We start from the raw sequence: 17,233 nt of genomic DNA on the forward strand, positions 1-17,233 counted from the left end.
CGGGTCAGGCCTCACTCTCGGCACCGGATCGACTTCTGGCGATGATCGCCGATGCGATGAAGTTGACGACCAGCGTCATGAGGAACAGCGCGAGACCGGCCGCCATCAGCGCGGAGAGACCGAAGTCGCTGGACTCGCTGTAGCGCTGGGCGATGAGGGCCGAGACGGAGATCGCGCCGTTCTGGAGAACCCGCCAGTTGATCTCGAAGATCGGAGTGATGATCATGTAGACGGCGATCGTCTCCCCGAGGGCTCGGCCCAGGCCGAGCATCGTGCCGCCGATCATGCCGCCGCGCCCGAAGGGCAGCACCACGGTCCGGATCATGCCCCACTTGGTGGCGCCCAGGGCGTACGCGCCCTCGCGCTCCCCGACCGGCGCCTGGGAGAAGACCTCGCGCATCACCGAGCACATGATCGGCGTGACCATCATCGCCACGACCAATCCGGCGATGAAGGTCGACGAGCTGTAGACCGACATCGTGGCGAGCGGGTCGCGTGGGTCGACCGGCTGTCCACCTTCGACGACTCGAAAGATGGGGATCCAGCCGAGCCAGGTGGAGAGCCACTTGGACAGGTAGATGACCTTGCCCGAGAGCAGGTACGCGCCGAAGAGCCCGTACACCACGCTCGGGACGGCGGCCATCAGGTCCACCAACGAGACGAGCGTGCGCTGCAACCGGCGCGGGGCGTACTCGGAGATGTAAAGCGCGGTCCCGGTGGCGAGCGGCACCGCGAAGGCCACCGCGACGACGGCGATCAGCACCGTCCCGACGAGCAGTGCCGCCACCCCGAAGTTGTTGGAGTCCGGATCCCACGCCTCGGTCGTGAAGAACGACCAGCCGGCGACCTGAAGCGCCGCCCAACCGCGAACGAGCAGGAAGCCGCCGACCAGCAACATGATGACCAGCACGGCGGCGCCACCGGCCCGCGCGACCAGCCGAAAGGCGTGGTCGGAGGGACCGATCCGAGCCGATATCCGGCGCGGCGCGTCGGCGGATTCCCCGGCCGGAACGCCGGGAATCGTCGTGGTGAGCATCAGCGGCCCACCACGGGATGAATGGTGACCGGCACGAGACCGTGCCTTACCGTGCTGCACACCTGGAACGCCACCTTTCCTGGGCCGGCTCGACCGGTGCCGCAGCCCGGTTCGTCGCACGGCTCACGCTCGGCGGGAACGGTGACGTGGCGGACAGGCGAACCCTTACGCCAGACATGTGACCGGTGAATTCCGGATGTCCGCCCGCCCGGTGGAGCCACCGACTCATTCCGACTGCGCAATTCGCGGCGCCGTGTCCAATTCGGCACGTCCAGGCGGGTGCTACTCGGCCTGCCGATATGCATTGCCGGCCGCGGGTGGTCACTGCTCGTCCGGCAGTTGGAGCTGAGTCCGGTACGCCGGGCCGAGCGACGATTGCGCCAGGGTGGTGGCCACCGGGCGAGCTGAGCGGACCACGGTGAGATCGTCCGTTTCCGCCGGCCGTTGGCGTCCCCGCCGGGCAACTCGGACGCCGACGACGATCTCCGCCTGCGGCACCGCCTCCATGAACCGTTCCAGGTTGTACGTGCACTCCCGGGCCCGGAAGTAGGAACGGCTGGAGACGGCGACGGCTTGGCCGTCGAGTTTCAGCCGCCAGATCCGTTGGCCGGTTCTTTCGACCAGGCTTTCCAGCAAAACAACGCGATCCAGGTTCTGTCGCAGATCGAGGACCGCCTGGTGACTGTCGGCGTAGACGCCGTGATAGGAGGCGCTTCGGCCGAGTTGCCGATTATTCGGCGATACGAGCATCCAGAGGATGGATTCCCTCTCGGATGCGCCCTGCGCCTGGGTCACCGGCGCGGCAAGGAACACGAAGCGTGGACGCTGCACCTTGATCCCTCCCCCTGTCCAGGCACGAAACCGCGCCCGGACCTGGCCCACGATTGGCTGGTGGGGACAGGCTCAGCAGGGACGATGACTCAGTCAGCAGCCAGTCGCTTACGCCGGACATCCGAAAGGTGAAACAGCAGATTCATTCCCATCCACCGTTCGGATACAAAACGCTTCCAACGGGGGGAGTGGGCGGCGATTGGTAGGCGTTTGTGGCCGTATATCGCGCTAAAGGTCAGCGCGGACGAGGAGCCGGGCACTCGTTTCCGACCACCGATGTCTTGGGTCCGCCGTACACCGGCCTCTGGACACAGAGGGTAGCGACGGACCCCTGCCCGTCGGACGTGTGCTCAGGCGGCGGTCAGGCCCAGACCTGCTGCGGCTCGGACCGGCGCTCGGCCAGCGACGGGGCCGCGTCGTACTCACGGACGACCTCGTAGCGGGTGTTCCGCTCGACCGGACGGAAGCCGGCGTCCCAGATGAGGTGCAGCAGGTCGTCGCGGTGCATCGTGTTCGGCGTGCCGTACGAATCGGCGTCGTGGGTGATCTTGTATTCCACGACGGAGCCGTCCAGGTCGTCCACACCGAAGTTCAACGACAGTTGGGCCACCGAGAGACCGTGCATCACCCAGAAGCACTTGACGTGCGGGACGTTGTCGAAGAGCAGCCGGGAGACGGCGAAAGTCTTCAGCGACTCGGCCGGCGAGGCCATCGTGGTCCGGGCCTGGATCCGGTTACGGATCTTGCCGTCCGCCGAGTCGACGAAGTCGTGCTGGTAGCGCAGCGGGATGAAGACCTGAAAGCCGCCCGTCTCGTCCTGCAGCTCACGCAGCCGCAGCACGTGGTCGACCCGGTGCCGGGGCTCTTCGATGTGGCCGTAGAGCATGGTCGACGGGGTCTTCATGCCCTTCGAGTGGGCCAGCCGGTGGATTCGCGACCAGTCCTCCCAGTGGCAGGCGTGGTCGACGATGTGCTGCCGGACCTCCCAGTCGAAGATCTCCGCGCCGCCGCCGGTCAGCGACTCCAGCCCGGCGTCCATCAGCTCGTCGAGGATCTCGTCGGCACTCAGGCCGCTGATCTTCTCGAACCACTGCACCTCAGTCGCGGTGAAGCACTTGAGGCTCACGTTGGGCAGCGCGGCCTTCAGCTCGCGCAGCACCTTCGGGTAGTAGCGCCAGGGCAGGGTGGGGTGCAGGCCGTTGACGACGTGCAGCTCGGTGAGCTGCTCGTCCTCCATCTCCTTGGCCTTGCGGACCGCCTCGTCGATGCGCATCGTGTAGGCGTCTTTCTCGCCCGGCTTGCGCTGGAACGAGCAGTATGCGCACGACGCGGAGCAGACGTTGGTCAGGTTGAGGTGCCGGTTGACGTTGAACATCACCCGCTCACCATTCATCTCGGTGCGCTTGTGGTGGGCCAGCCGCCCCAGCCAGGCGAGGTCGTCGCACTCGTAGAGCGCGATCCCGTCCTCGCGGGTAAGCCGCTCCCCCGCGTAGACCTTCGCTTCGAGCTCACGCTTGAGTCCGGCGTCCATCGAAAGCCCCGTCCCTTCCGCCTGCGATCCCGGTCGAGCGTACGTCGGCCCTCCGACGAACCAGCGACCCGGTCGACCGCAGCGGCAGAATTCACCGGACGCCCGTTCGACCGTCACCGTCCGCGCATCGACATTACTGGGCCGGTGAGGTAAGACAGGGTGGGGCGGAACACGGACAACGGGACCGTCCCTGCTCAACGCGCCCACCCGGCGCGGGGAACAGCAGAGCGGACGGGGAGTGGAATGGCCGACAACAGGCAGGGCCGGCGACAACGACGTAACCCACCGCTGATCTCTCCGGTGCTACGCCCGAGGCTCTGGTCCGCCCTGCTCGGCGCGGTGGTGGCGGCGACGCTCGCCACCCCGGCCTGGGCCGACCCGCTGCCCGACACGATCCCGAACACCGGCTCCCGGCCCACCTACAGCAGCCCGCTGCAGCTGCCCGGCACGGCTCCCGCCCTGCCCGGTCAGACCCCGACCGCCACCGACGCGGCCGCCGGGCCGCTGATCGCGCAGATCAACCAGGTCGACGCCCTGGTCGCGCAACTCGGTGACCAGCTGATCCAGATCAAGGAAGAGCGGGACGCGGCGGAGGCCGACCTCACGCTCAAGGAGGCCACGCTCACGGAGGCCACGGAGGCGCTCGACCGGGCCCAGGAGAATGCCAGCACCGCCGCCGCCGACGCGGTCAAGGCCGCCGCCGCGCTCCCGCCCGGGCAGATCGGCGCCGACCTGCGCAACCTCAGCACCCTCCAGCGAGCCACCCGCGGCGACAAGGCCGAGGGAGCCACCACCGCGGTCGACGGCGAGGTCGCCCGGGCCACCGCCGCCGAGAAGATCGCCCGCGAGGCGCGCGACGCGGTGGCGCTGCGCGCCGAAGAGAAGGCCAAGGAGTACGACCGCATCGCGGCGGAGCTGCACGAGCAGGAAGACAAGCTCGTCAAGCTGCGCAAGGACAACGCCGCGCTGCTGCTCGAGATCGAGAAGCGCCAGGACGCCACCGAGCAGCAGACCGGTAGCTCCCACGTCATCAACCAGAATGTCAACGGGCTGGTCGCCGACCCGCGGGCGCTGGATGCCGTGCGATACGCCCTCGCCCACCTCGGCGCCCCATACCTGTGGGGCGCGGAGGGGCCGGATCGCTTCGACTGCTCCGGCCTGGTCCTCGCCTCGTACCGTTCGGCCGGCTACCGTGGCCTGCCCCGGGTCGCCCACGACCAGTACTACGCCACCCGTTCCCGCACCGTGGACCCGGACGCACTACTCCCGGGTGACCTGCTCTTCTTCGCCTCGGGAAGCAGTTGGACGAGCATCCATCACGTCACCATGTACATCGGCGACGGCAAGATGGTCGAGGCGCCGCGGAGCGGCGACGTCGTCAAGATTTCGGTGGTCCGCTGGTCCCAGCTTTACGCCGCCACCCGGGTGATCGGCGCGGTCCCCGCCCCGGCCACCCCGACGCCGACCCCGACCGGCACGACTCCGACGCCGAAGCCGACCCCCACGCCACTCCCCACCCAGCCGGCCACCCCGAAGCCGACCCCGACCCCCACGCCGGCACCCACCACGTCAAGCCCGAGCCCCAACCCGTCAACCTCGCCGAGCGGCTCGCCCACGGGATCGCCGACGACCCGCCCGTCCGGCTCGCCGAGCCCCACGTCGACTCCCTCCTCGAACGACTCGACGAGCCCCGAGCCGGGGGTGACCGCGAGCGCCGTCGAGCCGTCCAACAGCGTGGCGGGCGCCACCTCGTCCACTCCGAGCGTCGGTAGCTGACCCAGCCGCCCACTCCGGCTGTGTTCCCGGGCCGGAATGTGGCACGGTGAGACCCAGGCACTCTTGGCCGACGCCACGGTCCGGAGGCGAGCGCGGGCGCGGAGGGGCAAGTATGGGCGAGCAAGAGGTTCCGGCGGAGTCGGTCCACCCCGGATCCACGCCCGCATCCACCGGGCCGGGGGCCGGACCGGCCCTCGGTGAGCGCCCGGACGAGGTCGCCCCGGCTGCGACCGCCCGGGCACGGGTCAGCGTCGCCGGTGGCGCCGTACCCCCGCCGGCCGACGGGGTGCCGGGTTCACCGGCCGCCGCCACCACCTATCGGGCCGGTGCTCCGGCCCAGCCGACCTCCACGCCGCCGCCGGCCCCCACGCCGCAGCCGACGCCGCCGGCCCCGACGCCGCAGCCGATCCCGGCGCAGCGATCCGCCGAGGCGGGGCAGGCCCGGGCCAGCGCCGCTGTGCCCGGCCTGAGCCGGATATCGCCGGGCGAGATCGGCGCCGCGGCCGTGGCGCAGGCCGGCACCGCCAAGGTCTACCGCGCGGGCCCGGTCAACCCTGAACCGCCCGAACCGGCGCAGCCGCCGACACCGCCCATGCCGGAACCCGAGCCGGCGCCCACGCCCGTACCGGGTCCCACCCCGCCGTCGCCGGCACCGCCCGTGCCGGAGCCGGAGCCGCCGTTCCGGCCGACACCGCCGCTACCCGCGCCGCCGCCGCCCGCTCCGATCCCGTCGCCGCCGGAGCCGCCGCCACCCGGTCCGGTTCCGCCGCTGCCCGGGCCGCCGGGGCCATCGCCCGTTCCGCCGGTGCCACCGCCCGCTCCGCCGGTGCCCGCGCCGCCGCCGCCGCCCGGCCCGATGCCGGCGCCGCCGTTCCCGCCACCGCCCGCCACGGCCAGCCCAACGGGCGCAAACCTGACCGGCCCGGTGCCGGCCCTTTCGGCGGGCCAGCCCGTCGCCACGCCTTCGACCAGGTCGACGGCCCGGGCCAGCGTGCCAGTGGCCGCGCCGTCGGAGTCACCCGTGCCCACACCCGCGCCGACCTGGGCGCCGGCACCCCCGCCGATTCCCGCCCCGCCGGTGCCGGCTTCGCCGACGCTGGTGGTGCCGGCACCCGCGCTGCCCACCTGGCCGCCGTCAACCAACCCGACCGAACAGCGATACGACACCGCACGCCACGGCACGACGGCATACTCGGCCAGCCGGTCCCCGACGCCCCCGGAGCCGGCGTACCAGCGCCGTCCCGACCCCGCCGGTACGAGCCACGGGCGCACCGACGGGCCCGGCTTCGCCACGGTCTCGTTCCCGCAGGGCAACCCGCTGGAGAATTCCGGCTCCCTGACCGGGCACATCCTGGCTCAGGGCTGGGCGGAGGACACCCCGACCACCCGGTCCAACACCACCAAGGTCGTGATCGTGCTGGCCGCCTCGCTGGGCCTGCTGATCGCGATCAGCCTGCTGGTGGTGTTCCTGGCGAACGACGCGATGGGCGGGCTGACGGCAACACGCTGAGCAGTTGACGAGGTGAGCCCGCCCACTACGGCATCGCGGTGCGGTGGCAACCGCGCCGCGCCGCCGTACAATTGCAGAGATCATTGACCTGGCGCGCGGGCCGCGCGCCCATGGGCGATCTTGCGGGCGATTCGGCGGCGTTCAGCGCTGCGGCGGGCCATCGCGAAGATGCGCCCCGCTCGAAAGGCATTTCTTGACCATTTCCGCTGCCCCCGGCACGTCCCCGTCCGTCGACCCGACCCCGACACCGGAGCTTTCGACCACCGAGGCTCCCAACTTCGGGGCGCTGGGCCTGCCCCGGCGACTGGTCGACGCGCTCGCCCGACAGGGCATCACCACCCCGTTCGAGATCCAGCGGGCCACCCTGCCAGACGCCCTCGCCGGCCGCGACGTCCTGGGCCGGGGCCAAACCGGTTCGGGCAAGACGCTGGCCTTCGGCCTGCCGGTGATCGCCCGGCTCGCCGACCGCAACCGGGCCCGCCCGATGCACCCGCGCGCCCTGATTCTGGTTCCCACCCGCGAGCTGGCCATGCAGGTCAACGACGCCCTGATGCCGCTCGGCAAGGCCGTCGGCATCTTCCTCAAGACCGCCGTCGGCGGCGTTCCGTACGACCGGCAGATCGATGCGCTGCGCCGGGGCGTGGAGATCGTCGTCGCCACCCCGGGGCGGCTCGGCGACCTGATCGAGCGCGGCGTGTGCAAGCTGAACGACGTCGAGATCACCGTGCTCGACGAGGCCGACCAGATGGCCGACATGGGCTTCCTGCCCGAGGTCACCCAACTGCTGGCGAAGACGCCGGCCGATGCCCAGCGGCTGCTCTTCTCGGCCACCCTGGACAACGACGTGGACAGCCTGGTCAGCCGGTTCATGACCGACCCAATCACCCACTCCACCGCGCCGCCGACGGCCGCCGTGTCCACGATGGATCACCACCTGCTGCTGATCCCGCCGCACGACAAGTTCGCCGTCGCCGCGTCCATCGCGGCCCGCCACGGGCGCACCATGCTCTTCGCGCGTACCCAGCTCGGCGTCGACCGACTGGTCGAACAGCTTGCCGCAGTGGGCGTACGCGCGGGCGGTCTGCACGGCGGCAAGACCCAGCGGATGCGTACCCGGACCCTGGCCGAGTTCCGCGAGGGACGGACGAACGTGCTGGTCGCCACCGACGTGGCGGCCCGGGGCATTCACGTTGACGGGGTGTCGCTGGTGCTGCACATCGACCCGCCGAAGGACCCGAAGGACTACCTGCACCGGGCGGGGCGTACCGCCCGGGCGGGTGAGTCGGGCGCGGTGGCGACTCTGGTGCTGCCGAAGCAGCGCCGGACGACCCTCGCCATGCTGGAGAAGGCAGGCGTCGAACCGGCCGAGACTCGCGTTCGGGCAGGCGACCCGGCGCTGGCGGAGCTGACCGGTGCCCGCGAGCCCAGTGGTGTGCCGGTCCGGGACGAGCCCGAGCCGCGCCGCGACCGCTCCTCCGGACCGCGCCGCTTCGACAATCGGGAGCGCGGATCGTTCAGCCGCGGCGGCCGCGGCGAACGCCGGTACGAGGACCGACCGACCGGTGGCCGAAGCTACGCCGAACGCGGCGAACGCCGATACGAGGACCGACCGACCGGTGGCCGGAGCTTCGGTGACCAGGACAGCCGGGGTGACCGGCGCTTCGGTGACCGGGGCGGCGACCTTCGGCCCACGGATCGCCGAGGCGGGTTCCGTGCGGAGGGGCGGGGCCGGGACGACCGCCCGCGCGACGACCGGCGCAGCTTCGGCAGCCGCCCGGCGGCCCGTACCCACTGATCACTGCCCATTGCCGCCCGGAGGGCGGCGGAGCACACCCGACGGACGCCGTCGTCGAGCCACTCGGCGGCGGCGTTTCCGCATCCCGTGCCGGTGTCCGCCGGGTCGCGTAACGTCCGCTTCATGCCGACCATGCCGAAGTCGCTCTTCTGGTCCAGGACCGACACCGCCGGGTCCGAACAGGTCGTGTTCGACGATCGTCGGGGCCTCCTCGCACGGGGCGTGGTGCTGGCCATCGATCCCCTCCCGCACACCTGCCGGTATCAGCTGACGGTCGGTGCGGACTGGTCCACCAGCCGGTTCGAGGTCGAGGTCGAGGGGGCGGGCTGGGTTCGGAGCGTACGCCTGGAACGCGCCGGGGACGGATGGCGGGTGCGCACCGGCGAGGAGGGCGACCTGGACGCGGCGCTGCGGGCGGCCGGGCACCCACCGGCCGGGCTGCCGGGCACCGACGAACCGGACCGGCTGGCCGCCGCGCTCGACGTTGACCTGAGCGGATCCCCGCTGTTCAACACCCTTCCGGTACGCCGGATCGGGCTGGGCCGGATTCCGGCGGACCATGCCCGGCAGGTCAGCGTGGCCTGGGTACGACTGCCCAGCCTGTCCGTGCTCCCGGCCGATCAGGTCTACACCTCGCTCGGGCCGGGCCGGGTCCGCTTCGCCAGCGGCACCTTCACCGCCGACCTGGACATCGACCCGAACGGTTTCGTGGTGCGCTACCCCGGCCTGGCCGAGCGGATCGACCCGCGCTGACTTCGCGCGATGACGCGGGCCGGCGCGCCCTCACCTTCGGTCGTGAGAAGGGTTCCCTTCTATACCGGAGGCGTTAACAGGGGGCCCCTCCTTTCATCCGGGCCAGGCGCCGGTGGCGAGGAAGCGGTCGATGGTGGCGAGGTGGGGGGCGAGGTCGAGGCCCTGGGCGGCCACCCACTCGTCGGCGTAGTACGTGTCCGCGTAACGGTCCCCGGCGTCGCAGATCAGCGTGACCACCGACCCTGTCCGCCCGGCGGCGAGCAGTTCCGCGATCAGCCCGAACGCCCCCCACAGGTTGGTGCCGGTGGAGCCGCCCACCCGGCGGCCCAGCACCGCCGAACCGGCCCGCATGGCGGCGAGCGACGCGGCGTCCGGCACGTGGACCATCCGGTCCACCACCGACGGGAGGAAGGACGCCTCCACGCAGGGCCGGCCGATTCCCTCGATCCGCGAGCCCCGGTCGGTCCGCACCGACCAGTCGCCGGCCTGCCAGGCCGGGAAGAAGGCGGAGTTGTCCGGGTCGACCACGCAGAGCTTGGTGGGCAGCCTGCGGTAGCGGGCGTACCGGCCGATGGTGGCGCTGGTGCCGCCGGTTCCGGCGCCCACCACGATCCACGCCGGCACCGGGTGCCGCTCCAACGCGAGCTGCGCGTAGATCGACTCGGCGATGTTGTTGTTACCCCGCCAGTCGGTGGCCCGCTCGGCGTAGGTGAACTGGTCCATGTAGTGCCCGCCGGTATCCTCGGCGAGCCAGCGGGCCTCGACCACCACCTTGGCCGGATCGTCGACCAGATGGCAGCGACCGCCCTGGAACTCGATCTGCGCGATCTTCTCGGGCGAGGTGGCGGCGGGCATCACGGCGATGAACGGCAGCCCCAGCATCCGGGCGAAGTACGCCTCGGAGACGGCGGTCGAGCCGGACGAGGCCTCGATGATCGTGCTCTCCGGTCCGATCCAGCCGTTGCAGAGGCCGTACAGGAAGAGCGAGCGGGCCAGCCGGTGCTTGAGCGAACCGGTGGGGTGCACCGACTCGTCCTTCAGGTAGAGGTCGATGCCCCATTCCCGGGGGAGGGGAAAGGGCAGCAGATGGGTGTCCGCGGAGCGGTTGGCGTCCGCCTCGACCGTGGCGATCGCCTCGGTCACCCAGGCCCGGCTGGCCTCGTCACAACGGTCGAGTTGAGTCACGCCGGCAACGTTACAAGCGAAGTCAGCTCGCGTCCGCGCCCGGCCGCCGGGTCAGGCGCCGGGCGGATCGAGCGGCTGGGGGCGGTTCTCCCACTTGGTCGACAGGGCGATGCCGGTACGGGTGGAAGCCACCCCGGGCGTCCGGTTCAGCCGGACGATCAGCCGCTCCAACTCGGCGATGGTGCCGACCCGGGCCTTGAGCAGGAAGGATTCGACCCCTGCCATGAAGTAGCAGGACTCGATCTCGGGCATCTGCCGGAACGCCTCGAGCACACCGTCGGTGTCGGCGGTGGAGTCTTCCATGATGCCGATCAGCGCGGTGACCCTGAGCCCGATCGACTCCGGCTCCACCTCGGCTCGGTACGCCCGGATAACCCCGCTCGACTCCAGCTTCCCGACCCGCTCGTGCACCGCCGGGGCGGAGAGGCCAACCTGGCGGGCGAGTTCGGCGTACGACAGGCGAGCGTTGCCACGCAGCAGCTCCACGAGGCTGAGGTCGATCGCATCCACGGAGTGTGACCCTATCGGTTCGGCGGTGACGGCCGACGCTTGGCACCAATTGAACATGACGTCGGGTATGGGCGCCCAAACTCACGGTCAAGGGAGTTCCAACCCGCTACCATTTACTAACTTCTCAGTGTGTGCGTTTTTCGCGTTTGGCGGACAGGCCAGGTCGCCGGTGCTGTAATTGCCATACGTCCCTCATGACGGCTCTGGGCTCGCACCGGCCGGGGCAGTGTGTTCAGCCGGGGGCTTCGTCGACGCGAGGAGGGGGCTGTGGACACTGGAGATCGCCTGCTGACACCGGGCGAGGTCGCCGCGCTGTTTCGGGTTGACCCGAAAACCGTGACGAGATGGGCAGCGGCCGGCCGGATAGGCAGCATCCGGACTCCAGGCGGGCATCGCCGGTTTCGGGAATCCGAGGTGCGGGCCCTGCTGGAAGGGGAGGGCATGCTGGACGAGGCGGAGAACATGGGCAAGCCACGTAACATGGGCCCGGCCGCATCGACCGGCCCCGGACCGGCAAACGCCGGAATGTATTGACCTGATCGGCACGCGGGCCGGCCGTCAGGTGCGGTCCGCGTCCCGGCGGGCCGCCGCCAACTCCCCGGACCACCGTCGAAAAAGCGTGTGCGGCACACCGAGCGTGTCCAGCACCTTGCCGGCCACGAAGTCGACCAATTGCTCCGCGGAGGCCGTAGCGCCAGCACCGTAGAAGCCGGGACTGGCCGGCAGCACGACGGCGCCGGCGTCGTGCAACGCGAGGAGATGCTCCAGGTGACTACGAGTAACCGGGGTCTCCCGCGGCACCACCACCACCGGCCGCCGCTCCTTGAGGTTCACCTCGGCGGCCCGCTGCAACAGATCCTTCGACAGCCCGATCGCGATGCCGGCGCAGGCCGCCGTGCTGGCCGGGACCACCGCCATCCCGCGTACCCGGTAGGAGCCGCTGCTCGGCCCGGCGGCCAGGTCGCCGGCGGGCCAGAAGCGCACGTCGGCGTCGGCGAGGTCGCGCCCCAGCCAGGCGGCCAGGTCGTCGGCCCAGTGCGCGTCCCGGAAGGGGCGCCCGGTCTCGTCGAGGATGGTCAATCGGGCGGCTCGGGAGACGATCAGGTCCACCGCCTCGCCGGCGTCGAGCAGGCCTCGAACGACCGCGGCCGGGTACGGCGTGCCGGAGGCCCCGGAGACGCCCACCACCCATGGTTCGCGCATACCGCCAGCGTGCCTGGTCGCCCGGAGAGCCGAACAGGCACCCCGCCTTCGAGGAAGGAGGGGCCCTTGTTAACGCCTCCGGTAGAGCAGGGGCCCTTTATTAACACCCCCTCAGGCGGCACTCAGGGCCGCAGGCCGAGGCGGACCACCAGGTCAAGCAGGGCGAAGACGAACAGCGCGATGCCGACGAAGCCGTTGGCGGTGAAGAAGGCCCGGTTGACCTTGCTCAGATCGGTCGGGCTGACCACCAGGTGCTGGTAGCCGAAGGCGAGCGCGGTCAGCGCCAGCCCGATCCACCACAGCCAGCCGAAGCCGACCAGCGCGCCGAACCAGAGGAACAGCGCGAAGGTCACCACGTGCGCCACGGTGGAGGCGTGCAGCGCGAAGCGCAGCCCGTAACGCGCCGGCACGCTGCGCACCCCGATCTTCCGGTCGATGTCGGCGTCCTGGCAGGCGTAGATCAGGTCGAAACCGCCGATCCACAGGCCCACGGCGGCGCCGAGCAGCCAGGCCGGCCCGGACCCGGCGAGAGTGCCGGTGACCGCCAGCCAGGCGCCGACCGGCCCGACCGCCTGGGCGATCGCCAGGATGGCGTGCGGCCAGTTGGTGAACCGCTTGCCGTAGGGGTAAACGACCATGGGCACCACCGCGAGCGGCGCGAGGGCCAGGCAGAGCGGGTTGAGCAGGGCAGCGGCGGCCAGGAAGACCACCAGCGCGACCGCCGCGCCGGTCCAGGCCGTCCGCAGGGTCACCGCCCCGGTGACCAGCTCCCGCTTGGCGGTACGCGGGTTCCGCGCGTCGATCCGCCGGTCGAGGATCCGGTTGGCGGCCATGGCGAACGTGCGCGCCCCGACCATCGCCACGGTGATCAGCAGCAGGTCGAGCCAGCGGACGTGCCCGCCGTCGACCCGCATCGCGGTCAGCGCCGACAGGTACGCGAACGGCAGCGCGAAGACCGAGTGCTCGATCGCGACCAGCTTGAGGAAGGACTTGATCCGGCCAGGGTGCTCCACCGGGGCCTCGGTGACGGCGGCCATCAGATTCCGTACTCCTTCCAGCGTTTGTCGACCAGCGAGACCACCTCGGGCGACATGGTCATCTCCTCCGGCCAGCCCCGGCTATAGCCCTCGCTGGGCAGCTTGCGGGTGGCGTCGATGCCCGCCTTGCCGCCCCAGAACTGCTGGTACGACGCGTGGTCGAGGTGGTCGACCGGCCCCTCGGTGACCATCAGGTCGCGGGCGTAGTCGACGTTGCCGAAGGCGCGGAACGCGACCTCGTTGTAGTCGTGCACGTCGCAGTCCTCGTCGACGATCACGATCAGCTTGGTCAGCGACATCAGGTGCGCGCCCCAGATCGCGTTCATCACCTTCTGCGCGTGCTTCGGGTAGCGCTTGCGGATCGACACGATCGCGCAGTTGTGGAAAACCCCGGCGGCCGGCAGGTCGTAGTCGACGATGTCCGGGATCATCAGCTTGAGCAGCGGCTGGAAGATCCGCTCGGTGGCCTTGCCGAGGCCGAGGTCCTCCTGCGGCGGCTTGGACGTGACGATCGAGTGGTAGACCGGGTCGCGCTGCATGGTCATGGTCTCGACGTGCAGCACCGGGAACGGCTCGACCGGGGTGTAGAAGCCGGTGTGGTCGCCGAACGGCCCCTCGGGCAGCCGCTCGCCGGGCTCCAGGTAGCCCTCCAGCACCACCTGGGCGTGCGCCGGCACCTGCAGCGGCACGGTCAGGCAGTCGACCATCTCCACCCGCTCGCCGCGCAGGAACCCGGCGAACAGGTATTCGTCGATGTCGCTGGGCAGTGGCGCGGTGGCGGCGTACGAGACGACCGGGTCGCTGCCGATCGCGATGGCCACCGGGAGCCGCTGGCCGAGCCGCTCGGCGACCGCGTGGTGGGCGGTGGAGTCCTTGTGGATCTGCCAGTGCATGCCCAGCGTGTTCCGGCTGTGCTGCTGCAGGCGGTAGAGGCCGAGGTTGCGCTTGCCGGTCTCCGGGTGCTTGGTGTGGGTCAGCCCGAAGTTGTGGAAGATGCCGCCGTCGCCGGGCCAGACCTGCAGCCCGGGCAGCCGGTTGAGGTCGACGTCGTCGCCGGAGTAGACCACCTGCTGGCAGGGCGCGGTCTTGACCTTGCGGGGCGGCAACGACTTGAGCTGCATGACCTTGCCCAGGCCGTCGCGGATGCCGGACCAGCCGACCGGCAGCTCCGGCTTGATCAGCGCGCCGATCCGCTCGCCGATCTCGTCCAGCGAGTCGACGCCGAGCGCCATCGCCATCCGTTTCTCGGTGCCGAACAGGTTGATCGCCACCGGCATCTCGCCCCGGGTCGGCCGCTCGAAGAGCAGCGCCGGCCCGCCGTCGCGCACCGTCCGGGTGACAATCTCGCTCATCTCCAGCGTCGGGTCGACCGGAACGTGCACCCGCCGCAGTTCCCCGGCCCGCTCCAGCGCCGCGAGAAAATCCCTGAGATCGGTGTACGGAAAGCCACGAGCCGCCATACCGCCAGTCTCCCCCACCGCCCCCCGCCCCGCCCCAGCCGGGTCACCAGCCGGGCGGCGTGTGCACTCCATCACAGGCGCACCGATCGGGGCCGAATCTGTCGGTGCTCGGCGACAGCATGCGGGAGCCGTTGCCGTTGGAAGAAGGGGAAACCAGATGCCGCGCCGCACGTCCGTGGCCCTGAACGTCGTCGAGCGAGGCGTGGGGACGCCCGTCCTCGCACTGCACGGCTGGACGCCAGACCACCGCCTGATGCTCGGGTGCCTGGAGCCCGTCTTCGCCGGGCGCCCCGGGTACCGGCGGCTGTACCCCGATCTGCCGGCGATGGGGGCATCCCCGGCGCCGCCGTCGATCGCCAGCTCCGATGACGTGCTCGGCGCAGTACAGGACTTCGTGGACGACACTCTCGGCGATACGCCATTCCTGCTCGTCGGCGAGTCGTACGGCGGCTACCTCGCGCGCGCTCTCGTCCGGTCCCGGCCCGAACAGGTGCTCGGTTTGGCACTGATCTGCCCCGTCGGCACCGCGTTGGAGCACAGCGAGCGGCGAGTGCCGGAGCGGCAGGTGCTGCGCCCCGACCCGGAGCTGCTCGCCTCCATCGACGCCCAGACCGCCGAAGAGTTCGCGGACCTCTCGGTGGTGCAGACCCCTGAGACGCTGCGGCGGTTCCGCGAGGAGGTCCTGGCCGGCCTCGATGTCGCCGACACCGAGGCGATGGCGCGCATCCGGCAACGCTGGGCGCTCAGCGAGAACCCCGAGGGCGGTACGCCGTTCACCCGCCCGACCCTGATCCTCACCGGACGGCAGGACCACGCCACCGGCTACCTCGATCAGTTCGCGTTGCTGCCGCACTATTCGCGGGCGACGTTCGCGGTGCTCGACCTGGCCGGCCACAACCTGCAGATCGAGCAGCCAGCACTCTTCGACGCGCTGATGGGCGAGTGGGTCGACCGGGTCGCCACCGAGCTCTAAAAGGCCGGCCTGCGTGAAGCAGGGGCCCCTTGTCAACGTCTCTGTGGCATGGACGGGGACCGGCCGGGTAGTCGAGCCGCCCGGCGGCGGAAGGGGCGGCATGGGCGACGAACGGGTGCCTGCGGGGTTCACCGAACAGCGAGCCCAGGTCGGCGAGGTGACCTGGAACTACGTCCGGGGCGGCCGCGGGCCCACGGTGGTGCTGCTGCACGGCTACCCGCAGTGCTGGCGCATGTGGCGGCACCTGCTGCCCGAGCTGGCGAAGTCGTACGAGGTGATCGCCCCCGACCTGCGCGGCTTCGGCGGCAGCGACGCCCCGCCGACCGGTTACGACAAGAAGACCGTCGCCGCCGACCTGCACGGGCTGCTTACCGGGCTCGGCCTGGCAAGGCAGATCCGGCTGGTCGGCCACGACCTGGGCACCATGGTCGCGTACGCCTATGCCGCCGCACACCCCGACCAGGTCGCCCGGCTGGCGCTCACCGAGGCACCGATCCCCGACGAGAGCATCTACGCCATCCCCGCACTGACCGCCGCCGGCCCGGCCGTGTGGAACTTCGGCTTCTTCAACGTCCCCAACGGGCTGCCCGAGCAGCTCGTCGCCGGCCGGGAGGCGCTCTGGATCGACCGGTTCACCGACTCGATCATGGTCAAGAAGGGCAGTCTCGGCCCGGACGACATCGAGGAGTACGCCGGCCACCTGCGCGACGAGGCGCACCTACGAGCCAGCTTCGGCTACTTCCGAGCGTTCGGGCAGGACATCACGGACAACGCCGCCTATCGGGCCACGAAGCTGCCGATGCCGGTACTCGCCATCGGCGCACAGGCCAGCCTCGGCGGTCAAGTGGCCGAGCAGGCCCACCGGTACGCCGACACAGTCACCGGTGAGGTGGTCGAGGATTGCGGCCACTGGCTCTTCGAGGAGCGCCCGGCGGAGCTGACCGCCCTGCTCCTGCCATTCCTACATGGCTGAGCGGGCCGGCCAGCCACGCACAAGGAGACCTTGGAAGAAGTGGCCCTGAGAGGGGCCGAAAACCTCCAAGATCTCTCGGCAATCAGGCGGCGGGCTGCCAGGCGTACGCGGTCAGGGGCGCGTCGAGCGGGGCGTCGGTGAGCCGGTTCGCGAAGGTCGAGATGGTGTACGTCCCGACGCCGAGCACCACGTCGAGCGCGTGCCGCGGCCGCCAGCCGGCGGCGAGGAAGGTGTCCAGGTCGTCGTCCGGCACGGCGCCCCGGTGGTCGAGCACGGCGAGGCTGAACCGGCGCAGCGCCTCCAGCCGGGCGTCGGGCAGTTCCGTACCGGCCCGCAGGGCGTCGACCAGCTCCGGATCCGCGCCTTGACGGGCGAGCGCGGCGGTGTGCATGGCCACGCAGAGGTGGCACTCGTTGCGGGTGGCGACGGCGAACACCACCACCTCGCGGGCGACCGGGTCCAGGTCGGTGGCCTCGAAGATGGCGTTGGCGGTGAGGAAACCCTTGAGCAGTTCCGGGGATTCGGCCATCAGGCCGACGGCGGCGGGCAGGTGACCAAGCTTGCGCTCGACGCCCGCCATGGTGGCGCGGGCGGCGACGGGCGCGGTGTCGGGGGTGTGTGCGGTGAAGACGCGTCGGGACATGCCGGACCCTCCCGGGT

At 70.9% G+C, this 17,233-nt stretch carries 16 protein-coding genes; 7 read left to right on the plus strand and 9 right to left on the minus strand.

Translation table 11 applies throughout. The features are described 5' to 3' along the window. Positions 1 to 4: 4 nt before the first annotated feature. From pstC to mqnE, 3 genes are all read right to left on the minus strand, one after another. Complete coding sequence (gene pstC, locus ABZ671_RS02850; RefSeq protein WP_357850108.1) at positions 5 to 1,036, minus strand: phosphate ABC transporter permease subunit PstC; 1,032 nt, start codon at positions 1,034 to 1,036, stop codon at positions 5 to 7. 321 nt (positions 1,037 to 1,357) lie between these two features. Next, a complete protein-coding gene (locus ABZ671_RS02855) occupies positions 1,358 to 1,918 on the minus strand; it encodes a hypothetical protein (RefSeq protein ID WP_357850111.1) in 561 nt (186 codons plus the stop codon). 310 nt (positions 1,919 to 2,228) lie between these two features. Next, complete coding sequence (mqnE, locus tag ABZ671_RS02860; protein ID WP_357850114.1) at positions 2,229 to 3,398, minus strand: aminofutalosine synthase MqnE; 1,170 nt, start codon at positions 3,396 to 3,398, stop codon at positions 2,229 to 2,231. Between the two features lie 243 nt (positions 3,399 to 3,641). Here mqnE and ABZ671_RS02865 point away from each other — a divergent pair, with 243 nt between their 5' ends. The 4 genes from ABZ671_RS02865 to ABZ671_RS02880 all read left to right on the plus strand — a co-directional run bounded on the left by ABZ671_RS02865 (position 3,642) and on the right by ABZ671_RS02880 (position 9,232). Further along, on the plus strand, positions 3,642 to 5,174 hold the full coding sequence (locus ABZ671_RS02865) for an NlpC/P60 family protein (protein ID WP_357850117.1): 1,533 nt from the start codon (positions 3,642 to 3,644) through the stop codon (positions 5,172 to 5,174). 112 nt (positions 5,175 to 5,286) lie between these two features. After that, the gene (locus ABZ671_RS02870) at positions 5,287 to 6,684 is read left to right on the plus strand and encodes a hypothetical protein (RefSeq protein ID WP_357850120.1); all 1,398 of its coding nucleotides are present in this window, start codon (positions 5,287 to 5,289) and stop codon (positions 6,682 to 6,684) included. Positions 6,685 to 6,877: 193 nt separating this feature from the next. After that, a complete protein-coding gene (locus ABZ671_RS02875) occupies positions 6,878 to 8,479 on the plus strand; it encodes a DEAD/DEAH box helicase (protein WP_357850123.1) in 1,602 nt (533 codons plus the stop codon). 132 nt (positions 8,480 to 8,611) lie between these two features. Next, a complete protein-coding gene (locus ABZ671_RS02880) occupies positions 8,612 to 9,232 on the plus strand; it encodes a putative glycolipid-binding domain-containing protein (protein ID WP_357850620.1) in 621 nt (206 codons plus the stop codon). A gap of 93 nt (positions 9,233 to 9,325) precedes the next feature. Here ABZ671_RS02880 and ABZ671_RS02885 read toward each other — a convergent pair whose 3' ends face one another. Both ABZ671_RS02885 and ABZ671_RS02890 read right to left on the minus strand, forming a co-directional pair. Then, a complete protein-coding gene (locus ABZ671_RS02885) occupies positions 9,326 to 10,417 on the minus strand; it encodes a PLP-dependent cysteine synthase family protein (RefSeq protein WP_357850126.1) in 1,092 nt (363 codons plus the stop codon). Between the two features lie 51 nt (positions 10,418 to 10,468). Then, positions 10,469 to 10,927, minus strand: coding sequence for an Lrp/AsnC family transcriptional regulator (locus ABZ671_RS02890; RefSeq protein ID WP_357850129.1), 459 nt, complete (start codon positions 10,925 to 10,927; stop codon positions 10,469 to 10,471). A gap of 267 nt (positions 10,928 to 11,194) precedes the next feature. On the opposite strand from ABZ671_RS02890, the gene ABZ671_RS02895 reads away from it, so the two are divergent. After that, positions 11,195 to 11,461: a BldC family transcriptional regulator gene (locus ABZ671_RS02895; protein WP_357850132.1), complete on the plus strand. Its 267-nt coding sequence runs from the start codon at positions 11,195 to 11,197 to the stop codon at positions 11,459 to 11,461. A gap of 24 nt (positions 11,462 to 11,485) precedes the next feature. Here ABZ671_RS02895 and ABZ671_RS02900 read toward each other — a convergent pair whose 3' ends face one another. From ABZ671_RS02900 to ABZ671_RS02910, 3 genes are all read right to left on the minus strand, one after another. Beyond that, complete coding sequence (locus ABZ671_RS02900; protein ID WP_357850135.1) at positions 11,486 to 12,130, minus strand: UbiX family flavin prenyltransferase; 645 nt, start codon at positions 12,128 to 12,130, stop codon at positions 11,486 to 11,488. A 122-nt stretch (positions 12,131 to 12,252) separates the two neighbouring features. Then, positions 12,253 to 13,167, minus strand: a complete 915-nt coding sequence (gene mqnP, locus ABZ671_RS02905; RefSeq protein ID WP_357850138.1) for a menaquinone biosynthesis prenyltransferase MqnP — start codon at positions 13,165 to 13,167, stop codon at positions 12,253 to 12,255. Then, positions 13,167 to 14,627, minus strand: coding sequence for a menaquinone biosynthesis decarboxylase (locus tag ABZ671_RS02910; protein WP_357850141.1), 1,461 nt, complete (start codon positions 14,625 to 14,627; stop codon positions 13,167 to 13,169). Before ABZ671_RS02910 ends, mqnP begins: the two co-directional genes overlap by 1 nt. 157 nt (positions 14,628 to 14,784) lie before the next feature. Here ABZ671_RS02910 and ABZ671_RS02915 point away from each other — a divergent pair, with 157 nt between their 5' ends. Together ABZ671_RS02915 and ABZ671_RS02920 are read left to right on the plus strand one after the other, a co-directional pair. After that, the gene (locus ABZ671_RS02915) at positions 14,785 to 15,600 is read left to right on the plus strand and encodes an alpha/beta hydrolase (protein ID WP_357850144.1); all 816 of its coding nucleotides are present in this window, start codon (positions 14,785 to 14,787) and stop codon (positions 15,598 to 15,600) included. Positions 15,601 to 15,700: 100 nt separating this feature from the next. Beyond that, positions 15,701 to 16,573 carry an alpha/beta hydrolase gene (locus ABZ671_RS02920; RefSeq protein WP_357850148.1) on the plus strand — a complete coding sequence of 291 codons (873 nt, stop codon included), beginning with the start codon at positions 15,701 to 15,703 and terminating at the stop codon, positions 16,571 to 16,573. Between the two features lie 82 nt (positions 16,574 to 16,655). On the opposite strand, the gene ABZ671_RS02925 is transcribed toward ABZ671_RS02920, so the two are convergent. Then, on the minus strand, positions 16,656 to 17,216 hold the full coding sequence (locus ABZ671_RS02925) for a carboxymuconolactone decarboxylase family protein (protein ID WP_357850151.1): 561 nt from the start codon (positions 17,214 to 17,216) through the stop codon (positions 16,656 to 16,658). Positions 17,217 to 17,233: the final 17 nt, after the last annotated feature.

Origin of the sequence: Micromonospora sp. NPDC006766 (assembly GCF_040636055.1) — a bacterium.
Taxonomy (GTDB): domain Bacteria; phylum Actinomycetota; class Actinomycetes; order Mycobacteriales; family Micromonosporaceae; genus Micromonospora.